This window comes from Microbispora siamensis, from assembly GCF_016863095.1.
GTDB classification, from domain to species: Bacteria; Actinomycetota; Actinomycetes; order Streptosporangiales; family Streptosporangiaceae; genus Microbispora; species Microbispora siamensis.
The window spans coordinates 12,878-31,603 of the sequence record NZ_BOOF01000062.1; the positions used below are offsets into that span (position 1 = coordinate 12,878).

Genomic DNA, 18,726 nt, shown 5'->3' on the forward strand with positions numbered 1-18,726 from the left:
AGCCTCACCGCCCGCTCACCGCCTCTGCCAGGGCATCGGACAGGGCACCGGGAAGCCCCAGCAGGCGCAGCGCGTCCGGGGTCGAGCCGCCCGCCGCCGCGGCCTCGGCGGCCTCCCGGTAGCGTGTCCGGGCAGTGGCCTGGTCGCCGCGCGCTTCGGCGACCCGGCCCAGCCCGGCGAGCGTGCGCACCCGGTTGCCGAGGCTTCTGATCCAGTGCGGATCCAGCCGTTGCGCGGCCTCGGCGTACAGGCGTTCCGCCTCGTCCAGGTCGTCCTCCCCCAGGGCGATGTCGCCGAGCCCGCGCAGAGCCGCCCCCAGGCAGGTGGTGCTGCCGGCGCGGCGGGCCAGATCGGCGGCTTTCGCATAGTCGGCACGGGCCGCCTCCGCGTCGCCGGCGGCGGCGAGGTAGTCGGCCCGGTTGACCAGCAGGTCGGCGGCGTCCTCCTGAGCGCCGAGTCGGCCGGTCAGGGTGAGGGCCTCATCGGTCAGCGCGATCGCCCGGGCGTGGTCGCCGCGTCCGCCCGCGAGCCCGGCGAGCATGTCCAGGGCCAGTGCGGTGCCCCATCGGTCGCCCAGGACGCGGAACTCCTCGGCGGCCGTGCCGAAGTCCCGCGCCGCCGCTTCGACGCCCCTCACACCCAGGGTGCCGAAGCCCGACACGTATCGGGCGACGGCGCGCGCCCACGGCTCGGGACAGTCGTGCTGGGCCGTCAGGAGCGTGAACGCGGCCTGTGGGTCGCTTTCGCCGGCGCTTCGCAGCATCCACAGCAGCAGGGCCGCAGGGTGACGGCCCGCCCGGTCGCCGGGCCAGGCGGCGGCCAGTGCCCTCCCCGCCGTCGCCCGGTGGCGTCGCCACGTCTCGCGGTCGGACGAGGCGAGCAGCACGGTTGTCGCGTACTCCTCGCCGAGGCCGGGAGGGGGCTGGTCGCCGATCGCGTCGAGCAGCCTGATCGCGTACGGCGCGGCCGCGGCCGACGCGCCCCGGATCCACAGGTAGGTCGAGGCCGAGGCGAGCAGTTCCAGGGCCGTCGCGGCATCCTGAGCCTCGACCGCCCAGCGCACGGCGGCCAGCAGGTTCTCGTGCTCGGCGACGACGATCGGCAACCATTCCAGTTGCCCGGCTCGCCGCAGATGCGGATCGGCGGTGCGCACCAGTTCCAGGACGTGCCGGGCGTGGGCGCGCCGTGCGGAGTCGTTCTCGCCCGCTTCGTCGAGCCGCTCGGCGCCGTAGGCGCGAATCGTCTCCAGCATCCGGTAACGGCCGTGGGAGACCTCCAGGAGCGACTTGTCGACCAGCGATTCCAGCGTCTCGGCGTCCGTGCCGCACACCCGCCGCGCCGACTCCGCCGTCGCGCTCCCGGCGAAGACGGTGAACCGCCGTGCGGCTCGTCGCTCCGGTTCGGTGAGCAGGTCCCAGCTCCACGCGACCACCGAGCGCAGCGTCCGGTGCCGGCCGTCGGCCGGGCGGCTGCCGCGGGCCCCGACCCCGAGCCGGTCGTTCAGCCGTCCCTCGAGTTCGCCGAGGTCCAGCGCGCGCAGCCGCGCCGCCGCGAGTTCGATGGCCAGCGGCAGGTCGTCCAGGGCCGCGCAGATTCGCCGTACGCGCCGAGGGTCGGCGGCGAAGCCGCGCCGCACCGCGCGGGCGCGGTCGGTGAACAGCCGCACCGCCGCGTCGCCGTCGAGCGGACGCACCTGGTGGAGGTGTTCGCCGATGACACCCAGCGGTTCGCGGCTGGTGGCCAGGACCCGCAGCCGCGGGCAGGCCGCCAGCAGCCGCGCCGCCAGCGCGGCCGTTTCCTCGATCAGGTGCTCGCAGTTGTCCAGCACGAGCAGGAGCACCCGGTGGGACAGCGCCGCGATCAGGCGGTCGACCGGCGTCTGCGGGCCGTCCCCCACCTGCAGCCCGCGCTCGCGCAGGCCGAGCGCGCCGAGCAGCGCCGGTGCCAGCCCTGCCCCGTCGCCCAGCGCGGCCAGCTCCACGAAGCACACTTCGTCGGCCACCGCCCCTGCCGACTCGACCGCCACCTCGACCGACAGCCGGGTCTTTCCGACGCCCCCGGGACCGAGCAACGTGACCAGCCGGGCCACCCGAAGCAGGCCGGCGACCTCGGCCACCTCCTCGTCGCGGCCGACGAAGGAGGTCAGCTGGGCGGGCGGCGCGGACGGCGACGGCGAAGAATCGGCGCTCAGCAACTCCCGGTGCAGCGCGACCAGCTCGGCCGAAGGATCGGCGCCCAGTTCCTCCGCCAGGTGCCGCCTGGTCTCCTCGAACACGACCAGCGCCTCGGCCTGCCCGCCCTCCGCGGACAACGCGCGCATCAGCAACCCGGCCGGCCGTTCCCTGAGCGGATGGCGGCCGACCAGCTCGCGCAGCTCCGGAACCATGGCGCGGTGCTCGCCGAGCCGCAGTTCGCCCTCGATCCGGTCTTCCATCGCCGCCAGCCGCAGTTCCTCCAGCCGCGTCGCGGCGGCCCGGGCCGTCTCGCTCTCGGCGAGCTCGGCCAGCGCGGGCCCGCGCCACAGGTCCAGCGCCTCGCGCAGCAGCGTCACCGCTCGTTCGGTCTCACCGTCGCGCAACGCCGTACGGCCCTGCCCGGCCAGCCGCTCGAACCGGCAGGCGTCCACGTCGTCGTCCGCGACCACGATCCGGTATCCCGGTCCGCTCCGCTCGATCGCGGCCGTCGGCCCCAGCGCGGCGCGCAGCCGGGACACCTGCGACTGCAGCGCGTGCGCCGACAGCACGCCGTCAGGATCGATCTCCTCGGTCAACCGGTCGGACGGCACGACCTGACCGGGGCGGATCAGCAGCAGCGCCAGCAGCGCACGCCGCGCCGGTCCGCCCAGCGGAACCTCGGTCCCGTCGTCGCGCCACGCCCGGGTCTCGCCGAGGATTCCGAACCGCATACCCGCGATTATCCCGCGATGTCCCCCGGTGGCCCGCCGACGCTCACAGAGGTGATCACAGCGGCGATCACGCGGGCACGATGGGCCCCAGGTAGGTCCCGCCCGACACGTCGACGGTCTGCCCGGTCACCCACCGGCCGCGTGGACCCGCCAGGAATCCCACCACGTCCGCGACGTCCTCCGGCTCGCCGAGCCGCCCCAGCGCGACCATCGCCTCCAGCCCCGCCACCACCTCGGGAATCGAGGTGTAGCCGGCGGTCATGTCGGTCCGGACCGCGCCGGGCGCGACCGTGTTCACGGTGATGCCGCGCCTGCCCAGCTCGTTGGCCAGCGACGGGGCCATGGACTCCAGCGCCGCCTTGCTGATGGTGTAGCCGATCTGTGTGGTGACGGCGAACCGGCTGGCCGTCGAGCCCATGTTGATGATCCGGCCGCCGTCGTTCAGCAGCGGCAGTGCCCGCTGGATCACGAAGAACGGCGTGCTCACGTTGATCGACAGCAGCCTGCCGAACTCCTCCTCGGTGACCTGCCCGACAGGGCTGACGGACGCGACGCCCGCGTTGTTGACCAGGATGTCCAGACCGTTCGCGCCGTGTTCCGCCAGCCCGGCGGTCAGCCCCTCGAACAGCCTGTCCACCGCGCCGTCCTCGCCGAACCGGGCCCGTACGGCGAACGCCCGGCCACCCGTGTCCCGGATCCGCGCCACGCTCTCCTCGGCCGCGTCCTCGTTACCGCCGTAGTGGACGCAGACCAGAGCCCCCTCACCGGCCAGCCGCAACGCGACCGCACGCCCGATCCCCCGCGATCCACCCGTCACCAGCGCCGTCTTGCCGCTCAGCTCGCCCATCGTCGTGTTCCCTCTCCGAGGCCGGTCCCCGGTGGATCCGGCACCGGCTCAACACTGGCGACGACCGCTCACCGTTCCCTCACCGTCGGCTCACCGGCCCGGCATCGCTCGCAGCGCCCCCGCCGGTCCGGTAAGGAGGTCGTATGACCGTCATAGGGTTGCGCCCGGCGACTCAGGCCGACAGCGAGTTCTGTTTCCGGCTGCACAAGGCAGCCCTGGGCGAGTACGTCGCGGCGATCTGGGGCTGGGACGAGCAGGACCAGCGGGGTCATCATGCGCGCGTGTTCGACCCCGGCAACACGCGGATCGTCACTGTCGACGGCGTCGACGCCGGCATGCTCAGCGTCGACTACCGGCCCACCGAGATCTACCTCGGCCGCATCGAGATCGACCCCGCCTATCAGGGGCGCGGGATCGGCACCCACCTCATCACCGCACTGCTGGACGAGGCCCGCCGACGAGGTCAGGACCTGCTCCTGGACGTTCTGACGGTCAACCACCGCGCTCACGCCCTCTACCGGCGACTCGGCCTGGAGGACGTGGCGCGTCATGGCGACGGCGACATCAAGATCAGGATGCGCTACACCCCGCCGCCTCGATGATCGGAAACGCGGCGTGACTACTGCAGGTCGAGAAGGCGCTCCAGGCCCACGGTGAGGCCGTCGAGCCCCTGCACGCGGCGTACGCCCAGCAGGACGCCCGGCGTGAACGACGCCCGGTTCATCGTGTCGTGCCGGATCGTGAGGGTCTCCCCCTCGCCGCCCAGGATGACCTCCTGGTGGGCGATCAGCCCGGCGAGCCGTACGGCGTGCACGTGGACGCCGTCGACGTCCGCGCCCCTGGCGCCGTCGAGCGCGGTGGTGGTCGCGTCGGGAGAGGGGCCGAGCCCCGCCTCGCGCCGCGCCCGTGCCACCAGTTCCGCCGTACGGCGGGCGGTGCCGGAGGGGGCGTCGGCCTTGTGCGGGTGGTGCAGTTCGACGATCTCGACCGACTCGAAGTGCTTGGCCGCCTTGGCGGCGAAGTGCATCATCAGCACGGCCGCGATGCCGAAGTTGGGGGCGATGAGCGAGTTCGTGCCGGGGTTGGCGGCCAGCCAGCCCCGCAGGGTCTCCAGCCGTCCGGCGTCGAAACCGGTCGTGCCCACGACGGTGTGGATGCCGCGGGAGACACACCATTCGAGGTTGCCCATGACGACGTCGGGGTGGGTGAAGTCCACCACCACCTCGGCGCCGGTCAGCGCGTCGAGCGGGTCGCCCTTGTCGACCTCCGCCACGAGCTCCAGGTCATCGGCCGCCGCGACGGCCTTGCACACTTCCACACCCACGCGCCCGCGGGCGCCCAGAACACCGACCTTAATCACGCGCCCAAGGCTATACGTGCCCGCGCCCGTGGAACGACGAGGCCGCGCCGGCCCGGAAGGGCACCGGCGCGGCCTCCAACGGCACGGTCAGGCGATGGCGGAGCCGAAGTCCTTGTCGGAGTAGGGCCCGATCACCGCGAGCGTCAGCGGCCGGTTGAGGATGTCCTCGGCGACCGCGGCGATCTCCTCGGGGGTGACCGCCTCGATGCGCCCGAGCACCTCGTCGACCGTCATGAGCCGCTCGTACACGAGCTCGCTCTTGCCGATCCTGGACATGCGCGACCCGGTGTCCTCCAGGCCGAGCACCAGCCCGCCGCGCATCTGGCCCTTGCCGCGGGCGATCTCCTCGGGGGTGATGCCCTCGGCCACGACCCTGGCGACCTCGTCACGGCAGATCTTCAGCACGTCGTCCACCTTCGAGGGCAGGCAGCCCACGTAGATGCCGAACTGGCCGGTGTCGGCGTACTGCGAGGTGTAGCTGTAGGCGCTGTAGGCCAGGCCGCGCTTCTCCCGGATCTCCTGGAACAGGCGCGACGACATGCCGCCGCCGAGCGCGGCGTTCAGGACGCCGAGGGCGAAACGCCGGTCGTCGTTGCGGTGGAAGGCGGTCATGCCGAGGACCAGGTTGGCCTGCTCGGTGGGCCGGTCGAGCACCCGGACGCCGGTCCGGACGTCCACACCGGGGCCGCCGATGCGCGGGGGCGCGGGCGCGGCGGAGCCGCCCAGCGCGCCCGCCCGCTCGTACGCCGCCGCGACCAGCGCGACCACCCGCTCGTGGTCCACGTTGCCCGCCACGGACACGACCGTGCGGGGCGGCACGTAGAACCGCTGGTAGTACTCGCGGATGCGGTCACGGGTGAGCGCGTTGATCGACTCCTCGTTGCCGAGGATCGGGCGGCCGATCGGCGTGTCGCCGTACAGCTCGGCGGAGAACTGCTCGTGCACCACGTCGGAGGGATCGTCGTCGTGCATGGCGATCTCCTCAAGGATCACGCCGCGCTCCGACTCCACGTCCTCCTCGGTGATCAGCGAGGAGGTGACCACGTCGGCGAGCACGTCGATCGCCAGCGGCAGGTCCTCGTCGAGCACCCGGGCGTAGTAGCAGGTGTACTCCTTGGCGGTGAACGCGTTGATCTCACCGCCGATGCCCTCGATGGACGCCGAGATCTCCATGGCGTCGCGCGTGGGCGTGCCCTTGAAGAGCAGGTGCTCCAGGAAGTGCGTGGCCCCCATGTGCTCGGGGGCCTCGTCACGCGACCCGATGCCCACCCACAGGCCGACCGCCACACTGCGCACGGTCGGCATCGTCTCGGTCACGACCCGCAGGCCGCCGGGAAGGACGGTGCGGCGGATGACCCCCGCACCGTCCTTGCCCGGGAACAGTGTCTCGGTCGTCACGAGTTGCGCTCGTCCCGGCCGCCACGGGTGCGGCTGCGGCTACGGCGCGGAGTCCGCGGCTGCTCCTCCTCCGCCGGCGCGGCGGCGGCCTCCGCCGGCGCGGGCTCGGCCTCGCCGTTCTCGGCCGCGGCGGCCTTCTCGGCGGCCTCCTTCTCGACCACCTCGACCGGGACCAGCGAGAGCTTGCCACGCGAGTCGATCTCGGCGATCTCCACCTGGATCTTCTCGCCGACGTTCATGACGTCCTCGACGTTCTCGATCCGGCGGCCGCCGTGCAGCTTGCGGATCTGCGAGACGTGCAGCAGGCCGTCCTTGCCCGGCAGCAGCGAGACGAACGCGCCGAAGGCGGCGATCTTGACGACCGTGCCCAGGTAACGCTCGCCGACCTCCGGCATGTGCGGGTTCGCGATGCCGTTGATCAGCGTACGCGCGGCCTCGGCGGACGGGCCGTCGGTGGCGCCGATGTAGATCGTGCCGTCGTCCTCGATGGTGATCTCGGCGCCCGTGTCGTCCTGGATCTGGTTGATCATCTTGCCCTTGGGGCCGATGACCTCGCCGATCTTATCGACCGGGACCTTGATCGTGATGATGCGCGGCGCGGTCGGGTTCATCTCCGCCGGGCTGTCGATGGCCTCCTGCATCACGTCGAGGATCGCCAGCCTGGCGCCCCTCGCCTGCTTCAGCGCGGCGGCGAGCACGTGGGCCGGGATGCCGTCCAGCTTGGTGTCGAGCTGGAGCGCGGTGATCAGGTCCTTGGTGCCGGCGACCTTGAAGTCCATGTCGCCCATGGCGTCCTCGGCGCCGAGGATGTCGGTCAGCGTGACGTAGGTGTCGCCCTCGCCGATGAGGCCCATCGCGATGCCGGCGACCATCTCCTTGAGCGGGACGCCCGCGTCGAGCAGGGCCATCGTGGAGGCGCAGACCGACCCCATGGAGGTCGAGCCGTTCGACCCGATCGCCTCCGACACCTGGCGGATGGCGTACGGGAACTCCTCGCGCGACGGCAGCACGGGGATCAGCGCCCGCTCGGCCAGCGCGCCGTGGCCGATCTCGCGGCGCTTCGGCGAGCCGACGCGGCCCGTCTCGCCCGTGGAGTACGGCGGGAAGTTGTAGTTGTGCATGTAGCGCTTGGTCCGCTCGGGATTGAGCGTGTCGATCATCTGCTCCATGCGCAGCATGTTCAGCGTCGTGACGCCGAGGATCTGCGTCTCACCCCGCTCGAACAGGGCCGACCCGTGCACCCGCGGCACCACGTGGACCTCGGCGTTGAGCTGCCGGATGTCCTTCGGCCCACGGCCGTCGATGCGGACGCCCTCGTTGATGACGCGCTCGCGCATCAGCTTCTTGGTGAGCGACCGGAACGCGGCCCCGATCTCCTTCTCGCGGCCCTCGAAGTCGGGCAGCAGCTTCTCCGCCGCCAGCATCTTGACGCGCTCGATCTCCAGCTCGCGCTCCTGCTTGCCCGCGATCGTCAGCGCCGAGGCGAGCTCGCTCTTGACGGCGGCGGTCACGGCCTCCAGGGCGTCGTCCTGGTAGTCGAGGAAGATCGGATACTCGGCGGTCGGCTTGGCGGCGACCTCGGCCAGCTTCGACTGGGCCTCGCAGAGCACCTTGATGAACGGCTTGGCGGCCTCCAGGCCCTGGGCCACGGCCTCCTCGGTCGGAGCGACCGCGCCCTCGGCGACCAGCTTGAGCGTGTCACGGGTCGACTCGGCCTCGACCATCATGATCGCGACGTCGCCGTCGGCCAGGACACGCCCGGCGACGACCATGTCGAACGTGGCGCGCTCCAGCTCGGTGTGGGTCGGGAACGCCACCCACTGGCCGTCGATCAGCGCGACGCGCACGCCGCCGATCGGCCCGGAGAACGGCAGCCCGGCGAGCTGCGTGGACATGCTCGCGGCGTTGATCGCGATCACGTCGTACAGGTGCTCGGGGTGCAGGGCCATGACCGTCGCGACGATCTGGATCTCGTTGCGCAGGCCCTTCACGAACGACGGGCGCAGCGGCCGGTCGATGAGGCGGCAGGTGAGGATCGCGTCCTCGGACGGCCTGCCCTCCCGGCGGAAGAACGAGCCGGGGATGCGGCCGGCCGCGTACATCCGCTCCTCGACGTCGACCGTCAGCGGGAAGAAGTCCAGGTTCTCCTTGGGATGCTTGGACGCGGTGGTCGCGGACAGGATCATCGTCTCGTTGTCCAGGTACGCGACGGCGCTGCCCGCCGCCTGCCGGGCCAGCCGCCCGGTCTCGAACCTGATCGTGCGCGTGCCGAAGGGACCGTTGTCGATAACGGCCTCTGTGCTGTGGACACCCTCCACGGGGGACCTCCTCTTCGGGTCGGTCTCCCCACGTCCTCGGTCGCCGGGCTCCCCGTTCAGGTGCAGTGCCGGTCTTCGATCGAAGCGCCCGGTCCGTCCACACGGCTGTCGCCGTGCCGACCGGGGGCCACTACCGAGGACCGGCCCTCTCACGCCGCGGGATCGCGCTGCGGCTTGCTTGCGGACGCGGGGCACTGTGTCTCGGCTATTCAGTTGTCTCGGCTGTTCGATTGTTTCGCTCAGCCCGTTGGACCGGTTCCATTGTGGCCGGTTATGGAAAAGGAGCGGCGAAGAATCGCCGCTCCTTCCTCACCTTATCGGCGAAGGCCCAGCCGCTCAATGAGGGAGCGGTAGCGGGTGATGTCCTTGGCCTGCAGGTACTTCAGCAGCCGGCGCCGGCGGCCCACCAGCAGGAGCAGACCACGGCGGCTGTGGTGGTCGTGCTTGTGGGTCTTCAGGTGCTCGGTGAGGTCGCTGATCCGCTTGCTCAGAAGCGCGATCTGGACCTCCGGCGACCCGGTGTCACCCTCGCTGGTGCCGTACTCGCCGATGATGGCCTTGGTGGTAGCGGCGTCAAGCGACACTGCTTCTCCATTCTGGTGAAATGGCACGCGCAACGGTTCCGAGCCCGCGAACGACCGTGCGTGCCTACAGTCGCCGTGACAGGACAGCCGGGGTGGCTTTACGCCACCTGAGCATGGCTGACATACAACCCTACCAGCTCGTCGGACACACCCTGTCACGACGCGCCACGCAGAAGGTTCGGAAGCGGCAGGTTCAGGAGGTGAACTCGCGGGCCCTGGCCACGTCGTCGTGCATCTGCTCGATCAGCGCCTCGATCGAGTCGAACCTGAGCGTGTCGCGCAGCCGCGCGCCGAAGTCCACGGCCACGTGCGCGCCGTACAGGTCTAGGTCGTCGCGGTCCAGCGCGTACGCCTCGACCGTGCGCTCCACCCCGTCGAACGTGGGGTTGGTCCCGATCGAGATCGCGGCCGGCCACCGCTCCCCCTCGTACGGCGAGGGGCTCTGGGTGCACTGCAGCCATCCCGCGTAGACGCCCTCGGCGGGGATGGCGGTGTGCTGCGGCGACTCGACGTTGGCGGTGGGGAAGCCGAGCGCCCGGCCGCGCTGGTGGCCGCGGACCACCACGCCCTCCACCCGGTGGGGACGGCCCAGCAAGACGGCCGCGCCCGCGACGTCACCCACGGCCAGCCGCTCCCGGATCACCGTGGAGGAGATGGCGTCGCCGTCGCTGACCAGGGGCACGCCCTCGGCCTGGAAGTCGTACTTCTCCCCCAGTGTCCGCAGGGTCTCCAGGTCGCCCGACGCCTTGTGGCCGAAGCGGAAGTTCTCCCCCACCACGACCCCCGCCGCGTGCAGCCGGTCGACCAGAGCCGTCTGGACGAACTCGTCCGGCGACATCCGGGAGAACTCCAGCGTGAACGGCAGCACGCACACCGCGTCCACGCCCAGCGCGGAGAGCAACTCGGCCCGGCGGTCGGTGGTGGTCAGCCGCGGCGGGTGGCTGCCCGGCCGTACGACCTCGTCGGGGTGCGGGTCGAAGGTGACCGCCACGGCGGGCAGCCCCAGATCGCGGGCCATCTCCACCGCCCGGGCCACCATCCGCTGGTGACCGAGATGCACGCCGTCGAACACGCCGATCGTGACGACGGACCTGCCCCAGTCCTGCGGGACCTCGTCCAGCCCGTGCCAGCTCTGCACCTCGACCTCGCTTCTGTGTCCGATTGCCGTGCCTTCGGGTAAGGCGGCTGAGTCGCCTCGCCTGGGAAGCGCGCAGTAGACAAGACTGCCATGCCCCCGGGGGTGCCGGGGAACCAGCCCCGGCGTCAGGAGGCGAAGACCACCAGCGGCCTGGCCGTCCCGCCCCGCTCCTCGGCGAGCGCGAGCAGCGCGCCGTCCGGCCCGAAGACGCCGATCGGGCCCGGCCCGAGGCCCGCCGCCCGCAGCCTCCCGCCGTGCGCGACCAGCCGCGCCTCGTCCTCACCCACGTCCCTGCGGGGGAAGGCCGCCGCCACCGCGTCGGCCATGGGCATGATCACGCACTCCCGGGCGAGGTCCTCGATCGTGCGCGCCGCCTCGATGCCGTACGGCCCCACCCGGGTGCGGCGCAGCCGGGTGAGATGGCCGCCGACACCGAGCGACGCGCCGAGATCGCGGGCCAGCGCCCGGATGTAGGTGCCGCTGGAGCAGGTGATCACGGCGTCCAGGTCCACCGTCTCCGGGGTCCGCCGGATCTCCACCACGTCGAACGCGTGGATCGTGACCGGCCGGGCGGCCAGCGCCACCTCCTCGCCCGCGCGGGCCCGCTTGTAGGCCCGCTGCCCGTCGACCTTGATGGCGCTCACCTGCGGCGGCACCTGCATGATCTCGCCGGTGAGCGCGGCGACGCCCTTGCGCACCTGCTCGTCGGCCACGTGCCCGGCGGGGGTGGCGGCGACCACCTCGCCCTCGGCGTCGTCGGTGTTCGTCGTCACGCCAAGGCGGATCGTCGCCTCGTAGACCTTCTCGGTCAGCGCGAGGTGCCCGAGGAGGCGGGTCGCCTTCTCCACCCCGATCACCAGCACCCCGGTGGCCATCGGGTCGAGCGTGCCCGCGTGACCGACCTTGCGGGTGCCCGCGATGCCGCGCATCTTGCCGACGACGTCGTGCGACGTCCAGTCGGCCGGCTTGTCCACGATGATCAGACCGCTCGGCGGCGGAGTCCTTCTGGCTCTGGCCGTGCTCATGGCCGGCTCCCTTCCGGGGCGAGGAGGGGGCGCAGGGCGGCCATCGTGTCCGCCGCGGACAGCGCCGAGGAGAACCCGGCGGCACGCGGGTGGCCGCCGCCGCCGAGCGCGGCGCAGGCGCGCGCCATGTCCACCGCGCCCTTCGACCGGGTCGAGACGTTCCAGCCGCCCTCGTCGTCCTCCTTGAGCACGACCGCGACCTCCGCCTCGTCGACCCGGCGCACGACGTCGATCACGCCTTCCACCTCGTCGTACGGCAGGCCCTCCGCGGCGCGGTCGGCCCGGGTCACGTAGGTCCACACCAGCCCCAGGCCGCCCGCGGCGTCCGGCTCCAGGGTGGCCCGCCCGAGCGCCGTGCCGAGCACCCGCAGGTACGCGAATGGCGAGCGGTCCCACAGTTCCCTGGCGATCTCCTCAGGGCGCAGCCCCGTGGCCAGCAACCGGCCGGCCATGGCGTGCGCGGCCGGAGTGGTGATGGAGTGCCTGAAGGAGCCGGTGTCGGTCACCAGACCCGCGTACAGGCAGGTGGCGACCTCCCGGTCGATCGTGAGGCCGAGCCGGTTCATGAGCTCCTCGACGACCATCGTGGTCGAGGCCGCCGCGGGATCCACGAGGTGGACCGTCCCGAAGCCGGTGTTCGACACGTGGTGGTCGATCACGACGAGTTCGCCGGCCTTGCCCGCGTGGGGCGCGAGCAGGCCCAGCCGCTCCATCGTGGAGGCGTCGAAGGTGATCATCAGCTCGGGCTCGGCGGGGTAGGCCGAAGGCTCCGCCAGCAGGTGCTGTCCGGGCAGGAACCGCAGCAGCCGGGGCACGGCGAAGACCCGGTCGCCGAAGGACGCGACGACCTTCTTTCCCGTACGCGCGAGCGCCAGCCCGAGGCCCAGCATCGAGCCGAGGGCGTCCGCGTCCGGGGACACGTGACAGGCGAGGGCCAGCGTGCCGGCGGCGCGGATCAGTTCGGTCGCGCGCCGCCAGTCCGCCTCGCTTATGGCGCTTTCGTTCGCGGTCACCGGGCGGGGTGCCCCGCCCGGCCGGTGGGCTCGTCCTCGCCCTCCTCCTCGGCCGCCTCGGCGTCGAGGTCCTCCTCGAAGCGGTAGGGGTCGGCGTCCCCGGCGAACTGCGCGCCCTCCGCCTGGCGGGCGATCTCCGCGTCCTTCGCCTTCGCCAGCGCGAACAGGTCGTCCATGTGGCGGGCGTTGTCCGGGAGCGGGTCGTGCACGAACGTGAGGCCGGGGGTGTGCCGGAGGCCGGTCTGCCGTCCGACCTCGGACCGGATGATGCCCTTCGCGCTCTCCAGGGCGGCGGCCGTGTCGGCCCGCTCCGCCTCGGAGCCGAAAACCGTGTAGTAGACGGTCGCGTCGCTCAGGTCCGCGGTGACTCTCGTGTCGGTCACCGTCACGAACCCCAGCCGCGGATCCTTGATCCGCCGCTCCAGCATCTCCGCGACCACCTGCTGGATGCGATCGGCCAACTTCCTGGCACGCGCTGCGTCCATGCTCACGCTCCCTCGTATCTGTACGGCTGACGCGCGGGCCCCGGCCGTCTATTCCTCGTGGTCGTTGAAGAGCCGCCGCCGCGCGGACAGCAACTCGATCTCGGGGTGGTAGGCGACCAGGCGTTCGCAGGCGTCCAGCACCTCGTCGCAGTTGGCCGCGGACGCCGACACCACGGCGACGCCGATCTCGGCGCGCCGGTGCAGGTCGTGGTGGCCCGCCTCGGCGACGGCGACGGCGGGGTACTTGCGCTGGATCTCGGCGATGATCGGCCGGACCACCGACCGCTTCTGCTTCAGCGAACGGACGTCGCCGAGCAGGATGTCAAGAGTAAGAGCACCGATGAACATGGGTGTGTCACCACGTCACGGACGACCGGCCGCCGCCCCCGCACGTGGCGGGGGCGGCGGGACGGCGCGTCAGACGCGCGGCTTCTCCTGCATCTCGAACGTCTCGATGACGTCCTCGACCTTGATGTCGCTGTAGCCGATACCGATACCGCACTCGAAGCCCTCGCGGACCTCGGTCGCGTCGTCCTTGAAGCGACGCAGCGACGAGACGGTGAGGTTGTCGGCCACCACGACGCCGTCGCGGATGAGCCGGGCCTTGCTGTTGCGGGTGATGACGCCCGAGCGGACGATCGAACCGGCGACGTTGCCGATCCGCGGGACCTTGAAGACCTCGCGGATCTCGGCGGTGCCGGTCCTGACCTCCTCGAACTCCGGCTTGAGCATGCCCTTGAGGGCCGCCTCGATCTCCTCGATCGCCTGGTAGATGACCGAGTAGTACCGGATGTCCACGCCCTCGCGCTCGGCCAGGTCGCGCGCCCGCACCTCGGGCCGCACGTTGAAGCCGATGATGACGGCGTTGTCGTCGCCCATCGCCAGGTTGACGTCGTGCTCGGTGATGGCGCCGACCGCGCGGTGGAGCACCCGCAGGCGCACCTCCTCGCCGACGTCGATCTTGAGCAGCGCGTCCTCCAGGGCCTCGACGGAACCGGAGACGTCACCCTTGATGATGAGCTTGAGCTCGTCGACCTGGCCCTTCTCGAGGTCCTTGAACAGCTCCTCGAGGGTGCGCCGGCGGCCGGACTTGGCCATGTCGGCGATCCGCTGCCTGGCCGCCCGCTGCTGGGCGATCTGACGGGCCATACGGTCGTCGGTGACGACGATGAAGTTGTCACCGGCGCGCGGGACGGCCGTCAGACCGAGAACCAGGACCGGACGCGACGGGTCGGCCTCCTCGACCGTCTCGCCGTTGTCGTCCAGCATCGCGCGGACGCGGCCGAACGCCTCGCCACAGACGATCGAGTCGCCCACCCGCAGCGTGCCGCGCTGCACGAGCACGGTCGCCACCGGGCCGCGGCCCTTGTCGAGGTGCGCCTCGATCGCGAGGCCCTGGGCGTCCATCTCCGGGTTGGCCCGCAGGTCGAGCTCGGCGTCCGCGGTCAGCAGGATGGCCTCGAGCAGGTTCTCGATGCCGATGCCCTGCTTGGCGGAGATGTCCACGAACAGCGTGGAGCCACCGAACTCCTCGGCCACCAGGCCGTACTCGGTGAGCTGGGCCCGCACCTTGGTCGGGTCCGCGCCCTCCTTGTCGATCTTGTTGACCGCCACCACGACCGGGACGTTCGCCGCCTGGGCGTGGTTCAGCGCCTCGATGGTCTGCGGCTTCACACCGTCGTCGGCCGCGACCACCAGCACCGCGATGTCGGTGGCCTGCGCACCACGGGCACGCATGGCGGTGAACGCCTCGTGACCCGGGGTGTCGATGAAGGTGATCTTCCGCGGCTCGCCCTCATGCGTGGTCGCCACCTGGTAGGCGCCGATGTGCTGGGTGATGCCGCCTGCCTCGCGGGCCACCACGTTGGTGTGGCGGATCGCGTCGAGCAGCTTCGTCTTACCGTGGTCGACGTGACCCATGACGGTCACGACCGGCGGGCGCGGCGCGAGGTCGGCCTCGTCGCCCTCGTCCTCACCGAACTCGATCTTGAAGGACTCGAGGAGCTCGCGGTCCTCCTCCTCCGGGCTGACGACCTGGACGTCGTAGTCCAGCTCGGCGCCGAGAAGCTGCAGCGTCTCCTCGTTGACCGACTGGGTCGCCGTCACCATCTCGCCGAGGTGCAGCATGATCTGCACGAGCGAGGCGGGGTTGGCGCCGATCCGGTCGGCGAAGTCCGACAGGGACGCGCCACGCGGGAGGCGGATGGTCTGGCCGCCGCCACGCGGAACCTGCACGCCGCCGATCGCCGGGGCCTGCATGTTGTCGAACTCCTGGCGCCTCTGGCGCTTGGACTTGCGGCCACGGGTCGGACGGCCGCCCGGACGCCCGAACGCGCCCGCCGTGCCGCCACCGCGGCCACGGCCGCCGCCGCCACCCGGACGGCCGGCGAAACCGCCGCCGCCACCGCCAGGACCGCCGCCGGGACCACCGGGGCGACCGGCACCCGTGGCGCCGCCGGGACGCGGACCGCCGAAGCCCCCACCGGGACGACCGCCGCCGCCACCCGGACGGCCACCGCCGCCGGGACCACCGGGGCGACCGCCGCCGCCGCCGGGACGCGGACCACCGCCGCCCGGCGCGGCCGGACGACCCTGCGGCATCATCATCGGGTTCGGACGCGGACCACCGGGACGCGGACCACCTGCGCCGGGGCCCGGACGCGGACCGCCCATGCCCGGCCCGGGACGCGGACCCGCGGGTCCGGGACGCGGGCCGCCGGCGCCCGGAGCGCCGGAACGCGCGCCCGGCGGACGCGGCATGGCGCCGTCGCGCGCGCCGTCACGACGCGGCTCGCGGGGGGCGCCGTCGCCACGCTCGGGACGGTCCCCGCGGTCGGGACGACCGCCGTCACGGCCACCGGGCCGCGCGGGGCGCTGGCCCATGCCGCTTGCGGTCGAGGAGAACGGGTTGTTGCCCGGACGCGGGCCGCGCGGACCCGGCTTGGGCGCGCCGGGGCGCGGAGCGCCACCGGTGGGCGCGCCGGGACCGGCGGGTGCGCCACCCGGGCGCGGGGCCGGGGCCGGCCTGGGACCCGGCTTGGGCGCACCGGCACCGGCGCCGGGGCCGCCCGGCCTCGGGCCTGCGGCCGCGGGACGCGGGGCCTCCGGACGAGGCGCCTGCGGACGGGCGGCCTCGGGGCGCGCCGCGTCCGGCTGGGACACCGGCGGGTGAGGCATCGGAACCGGACGCGGAGCGGGCCGCGGACCGGGCTTCGGGCCCGGCTTGGCCACCGCGCCGGTGGACTGGGAAACGGGCGCCTGCGGGGCGCCCCCGTTGGCCTGGCTCTCAGCCGGCCTCGGCGCAGGCTTCGGCTGCGCCGGACGGGCGGGCTTGCCCCCGCCCTTGGAGGCGTCACCCTTGAACGCCTCGGTCAGTTTGCGGACGACCGGCGCCTCGATTGTCGAGGACGCCGACCTCACGAACTCGCCCATTTCGGTGAGCTTGGCCATGACGACCTTGCTCTCGACCCCGAACTCCTTGGCGAGCTCGTATACCCGGACCTTCGCCACTGCACTCCCTAACTCGGCCCGGGAGGCTCGCAGTGCCGCCGGACCGTCGCTACCTGAACGTACTCATCGCCGCGTGCTCATCAGGCGCTCATAGCAATCTGACTCCGCCCATCAACTCGGCGTCCTACATGACAATTTCGTGCCCTGGCTCCCGGAGCCGATACCGAGGGCCAGCGGTAACCATTCACCCGGACCGCTCCGGCGTCAACCCCTCCAAGTGAGCTTGCAAGAGCGACGTGTCAAGCGATCCCTCCGCGCGGAACGCGCGTGGGAACGCCCGGCGGCGCTCTGCGAGCTCCAGACAGCGCGGGGACGGGTGCAACGAGGCACCACGTCCCGGGAGCCGTCCTCGCGTGTCGGGGACGATCACGCCCTCGACCACGACCAGGCGGAGCAACTCGGACTTTACCGTGCGAACCCGGCAGCCCACACATGTTCTCAGCGGGGCTGCCTGGTAACCATATTCCAGCTTACCTTGCCGACGCATCAGCGGGATCAGCAGGTGCCTGCTCGGTGTCCGGCCGGATGTCGATCCGCCAGCCCGTCAGGCGGTTGGCGAGGCGGGCGTTCTGGCCCTCCTTGCCGATCGCCAGGGACAACTGGTAGTCGGGCACGATCACCCGCGCGGTGCGGCTGTCGGCGTCGACCACCTCGACACGGGAAACACGCGCGGGCGACAGGGCATTCCCGACGAACTCGGCCGGATCCTCCGACCAGTCGATGATGTCGATCTTCTCGCCGTGCAGCTCCGTCATGACGTTGCGCACGCGCGAGCCCATCGGGCCGATGCAGGCGCCCTTGGCGTTGACGCCGGGCTTGCGCGACCTCACCGCAATCTTGGTGCGGTGGCCGGCCTCGCGGGCGATGGCCGCGATCTCCACCGTGCCGTCGGCGATCTCCGGCACCTCCAGCGCGAAGAGCTTCTTCACGAGGTTGGGGTGCGTGCGCGACAGGGTGACCGAGGGCCCCTTGGGACCCTTCTTCACCTGCACCACGTAGCAGCGGATGCGCTCGCCGTGCGCGTACTCCTCGCCCGGGACCTGCTCGTTGTGCGGCAGGACCGCCTCGATCTTGCCGAGGTCGACCAGCACCACCCGCGGGTCCTTGCCCTGCTGGATGACGCCCGCGACCAGCTCGCCCTCGCGGCTGGCGAACTCGCCGAAGTTGACCTCGTCCTCGGCGTCGCGCAGCTGCTGAAGGATCACCTGCTTGGCCGTGGTGGCGGCGATCCGGCTGAAGTTGGACGGGGTGTCGTCGTACTCCCGCACGACCTCGCCGTTCTCGTCCAGCTCGGCGGCCCAGATGATCACGTGGCCCGTGTCGCGGTCCAGCTCGGCCCGCGCCTTCTGCGCCGCGCCCTCCGTGCGGAAGTACGCGATGAGCAACGCGTCCTCGATCGCCTTGACGACCAGGTCGAAGGAGATGTCCTTCTCCCGCTCCAGGCTGCGCAGGACGCTCATGTCAATGTCCACAAGGCTCCCCCCTAGCCCTCGTCGTCGGCGTCGTCGATGTCTTCGTCGACATCGAGGTCCTCATCAAGTTCGTCGTCGAGCCCGGCCTCGCGCCGGTTGAACTCGACCTGCACCCGGCCGCGCACCAGCTCGCCGTACGCGATGCGGCGCGCGCCGTCCAGCTCCACACCGGTCTCGTCGGCCTCGGTCACGCGGCCCTCCGCGGAAGTGCCGTCACGCAGCTCCGCCTTCACCAGCCGCCCACGCGCCCGGCGCCAGTGGCGCGGCTCGGTGAGCGGCCTGTCGACGCCGGGAGAGGTGACCTCGAGGACGTACGGGCTGCCGCCGAGGACGTCCACCTCGTCCAGCCGTTTGGAGACGGACTGGCTCACGTCTGCCACGTCGTCCAGGCTCACGCCGCCGTCCCGGTCCACCACGACGCGCACCAGCCGCCGGCGACCCGCCGGTGTGACCGTGACGTCCTCCAGGTCGAACCCCTCGGCGGCGACCACCGGGCCGAGCAGCTCAACCAGGCGGCCGCGTCGAGCGTCGCTGCCCATGCCGACCTCCCAATGACCGTGTGGCTGTGACCGTGTGCCTAGCCCGATGTGCCAACAGCCTATCGACACCGGGAGGTGGAAACAGCGCCACACCCGAGCGGCGATCCGACACGTGCACGATCATCACGGGTC

General features: G+C 72.0%; 16 protein-coding genes. 1 reads left to right on the forward strand and 15 read right to left on the reverse strand.

What is annotated here, in order from left to right; all coding sequences use genetic code 11:
* Window positions 1–4 precede the first annotated feature (4 nt).
* Together Msi02_RS38285 and Msi02_RS38290 are read right to left on the reverse strand one after the other, a co-directional pair.
* Complete coding sequence (locus Msi02_RS38285) at window positions 5–2,905, reverse strand: ATP-binding protein (RefSeq protein WP_204052663.1); 2,901 nt, start codon at window positions 2,903–2,905, stop codon at window positions 5–7.
* A gap of 67 nt (window positions 2,906–2,972) precedes the next feature.
* Window positions 2,973–3,752 carry an SDR family NAD(P)-dependent oxidoreductase gene (locus tag Msi02_RS38290; protein WP_204052664.1) on the reverse strand — a complete coding sequence of 260 codons (780 nt, stop codon included), beginning with the start codon at window positions 3,750–3,752 and terminating at the stop codon, window positions 2,973–2,975.
* Window positions 3,753–3,895: 143 nt separating this feature from the next.
* On the opposite strand from Msi02_RS38290, the gene Msi02_RS38295 reads away from it, so the two are divergent.
* Window positions 3,896–4,354 carry a GNAT family N-acetyltransferase gene (locus Msi02_RS38295; protein WP_204052665.1) on the forward strand — a complete coding sequence of 153 codons (459 nt, stop codon included), beginning with the start codon at window positions 3,896–3,898 and terminating at the stop codon, window positions 4,352–4,354.
* A gap of 17 nt (window positions 4,355–4,371) precedes the next feature.
* Here Msi02_RS38295 and dapB read toward each other — a convergent pair whose 3' ends face one another.
* The 13 genes from dapB to rimP form a co-directional block, all read right to left on the reverse strand.
* Window positions 4,372–5,112 (reverse strand): 4-hydroxy-tetrahydrodipicolinate reductase, encoded by a 741-nt coding sequence (gene dapB / locus Msi02_RS38300; RefSeq protein ID WP_079315759.1) that lies wholly within the window; start codon window positions 5,110–5,112, stop codon window positions 4,372–4,374.
* Window positions 5,113–5,199: 87 nt separating this feature from the next.
* Window positions 5,200–6,510: a M16 family metallopeptidase gene (locus Msi02_RS38305; RefSeq protein WP_079315760.1), complete on the reverse strand. Its 1,311-nt coding sequence runs from the start codon at window positions 6,508–6,510 to the stop codon at window positions 5,200–5,202.
* Window positions 6,507–8,828, reverse strand: coding sequence for a polyribonucleotide nucleotidyltransferase (locus tag Msi02_RS38310; RefSeq protein WP_204052666.1), 2,322 nt, complete (start codon window positions 8,826–8,828; stop codon window positions 6,507–6,509). The genes Msi02_RS38305 and Msi02_RS38310 overlap by 4 nt, the downstream gene beginning before the upstream one ends.
* A gap of 314 nt (window positions 8,829–9,142) precedes the next feature.
* Window positions 9,143–9,412, reverse strand: coding sequence for a 30S ribosomal protein S15 (gene rpsO, locus Msi02_RS38315; RefSeq protein ID WP_204052667.1), 270 nt, complete (start codon window positions 9,410–9,412; stop codon window positions 9,143–9,145).
* Window positions 9,413–9,605: 193 nt separating this feature from the next.
* Entirely contained in the window at window positions 9,606–10,550 is a 945-nt protein-coding gene (locus tag Msi02_RS38320) for a bifunctional riboflavin kinase/FAD synthetase (RefSeq protein ID WP_204052668.1), read from the reverse strand.
* Window positions 10,551–10,675: 125 nt separating this feature from the next.
* A complete protein-coding gene (truB, locus tag Msi02_RS38325; RefSeq protein ID WP_204052669.1) occupies window positions 10,676–11,575 on the reverse strand; it encodes a tRNA pseudouridine(55) synthase TruB in 900 nt (299 codons plus the stop codon).
* A complete protein-coding gene (locus Msi02_RS38330) occupies window positions 11,572–12,588 on the reverse strand; it encodes a DHH family phosphoesterase (protein ID WP_204052670.1) in 1,017 nt (338 codons plus the stop codon). Before Msi02_RS38330 ends, truB begins: the two co-directional genes overlap by 4 nt.
* Window positions 12,585–13,073, reverse strand: a complete 489-nt coding sequence (gene rbfA, locus Msi02_RS38335) for a 30S ribosome-binding factor RbfA (RefSeq protein ID WP_204052671.1) — start codon at window positions 13,071–13,073, stop codon at window positions 12,585–12,587. The genes Msi02_RS38330 and rbfA overlap by 4 nt, the downstream gene beginning before the upstream one ends.
* 48 nt (window positions 13,074–13,121) lie before the next feature.
* Window positions 13,122–13,421 carry a DUF503 domain-containing protein gene (locus tag Msi02_RS38340; protein WP_079315765.1) on the reverse strand — a complete coding sequence of 100 codons (300 nt, stop codon included), beginning with the start codon at window positions 13,419–13,421 and terminating at the stop codon, window positions 13,122–13,124.
* A gap of 69 nt (window positions 13,422–13,490) precedes the next feature.
* Entirely contained in the window at window positions 13,491–16,583 is a 3,093-nt protein-coding gene (infB, locus tag Msi02_RS38345; protein WP_204052672.1) for a translation initiation factor IF-2, read from the reverse strand.
* A 184-nt stretch (window positions 16,584–16,767) separates the two neighbouring features.
* Window positions 16,768–17,070 carry a YlxR family protein gene (locus Msi02_RS38350; protein ID WP_079319843.1) on the reverse strand — a complete coding sequence of 101 codons (303 nt, stop codon included), beginning with the start codon at window positions 17,068–17,070 and terminating at the stop codon, window positions 16,768–16,770.
* On the reverse strand, window positions 17,054–18,043 hold the full coding sequence (nusA, locus tag Msi02_RS38355) for a transcription termination factor NusA (RefSeq protein WP_204052673.1): 990 nt from the start codon (window positions 18,041–18,043) through the stop codon (window positions 17,054–17,056). The genes Msi02_RS38350 and nusA overlap by 17 nt, the downstream gene beginning before the upstream one ends.
* 23 nt (window positions 18,044–18,066) lie before the next feature.
* Entirely contained in the window at window positions 18,067–18,594 is a 528-nt protein-coding gene (rimP, locus tag Msi02_RS38360) for a ribosome maturation factor RimP (RefSeq protein ID WP_204052674.1), read from the reverse strand.
* Window positions 18,595–18,726: the final 132 nt, after the last annotated feature.

Coding starts and splice junctions, on each gene's coding strand:
- Msi02_RS38285 (WP_204052663.1), bottom strand. CDS start 2,905: ATGCGGTTCGGAATCCTCGGCGAGACCCGGGCGTGGCGCGACGACGGG.
- Msi02_RS38290 (WP_204052664.1), bottom strand. CDS start 3,752: ATGGGCGAGCTGAGCGGCAAGACGGCGCTGGTGACGGGTGGATCGCGG.
- Msi02_RS38295 (WP_204052665.1), top strand. CDS start 3,896: ATGACCGTCATAGGGTTGCGCCCGGCGACTCAGGCCGACAGCGAGTTC.
- truB (WP_204052669.1), bottom strand. CDS start 11,575: ATGAGCACGGCCAGAGCCAGAAGGACTCCGCCGCCGAGCGGTCTGATC.
- rbfA (WP_204052671.1), bottom strand. CDS start 13,073: ATGGACGCAGCGCGTGCCAGGAAGTTGGCCGATCGCATCCAGCAGGTG.
- Msi02_RS38340 (WP_079315765.1), bottom strand. CDS start 13,421: ATGTTCATCGGTGCTCTTACTCTTGACATCCTGCTCGGCGACGTCCGT.
- Msi02_RS38350 (WP_079319843.1), bottom strand. CDS start 17,070: ATGCGTCGGCAAGGTAAGCTGGAATATGGTTACCAGGCAGCCCCGCTG.
- nusA (WP_204052673.1), bottom strand. CDS start 18,043: ATGAGCGTCCTGCGCAGCCTGGAGCGGGAGAAGGACATCTCCTTCGAC.
- rimP (WP_204052674.1), bottom strand. CDS start 18,594: ATGGGCAGCGACGCTCGACGCGGCCGCCTGGTTGAGCTGCTCGGCCCG.